The 492-nt window shown below is 72.6% G+C and carries 1 protein-coding gene; it reads left to right on the top strand.

Annotated features, from left to right (window positions below; genetic code table 11):
• A partial coding sequence (locus AC1DYG_RS19430; protein ID WP_477641494.1) for a condensation domain-containing protein occupies positions 1-492 on the top strand: 492 nt, incomplete at both ends.

The raw sequence follows: 492 nt of genomic DNA, 5'->3' as shown, positions 1-492 counted from the left end.
GTGCTGCTCAGCGCGCTGCGGATCGCCGTCAGCCGCTGGCACCGCGACACCGGCCGCGCCGCGTCGGACCTCCTGGTCGACCTGGAGCGGCACGGCCGCGAGGAGCTGGCGCCGGGCGTGGACCTGTCCCGCACCGTCGGCTGGTTCACCAGCATCAGCCCGGTCCGGCTGCGGGCGGGCGAGCGACCGCTGGGCGTGCTCAAGGACGTGAAGGAGCGGCTGAGGGACGCGCCCGACGGCGGTATCGGCTTTGGCATGCTGCGGTACGCGAACGCCCGCACCGCGGGCCTGCTCGCCGCCCGCGCGGAGTCGCAGGTCCTGTTCAACTACCTCGGCAGGATGCCGTCGGCCGATCTGGGCATCGAGATCCCGTGGGCACCCGCGCCCGAGACCGATGCACTGTCAACCGATCCCGATGCCGACATGGGCGGTCCCTACCTGCTGATCGTCAACGCGATCTGCGAGGACACGGCCGACGGCCCGGTGCTCCAC

Source organism: Pedococcus sp. P1_H8, assembly GCF_056405175.1.
The sequence above is the reverse complement of the archived record's forward strand: the minus strand, read 5'-3'. Positions and strand labels throughout refer to the sequence as shown.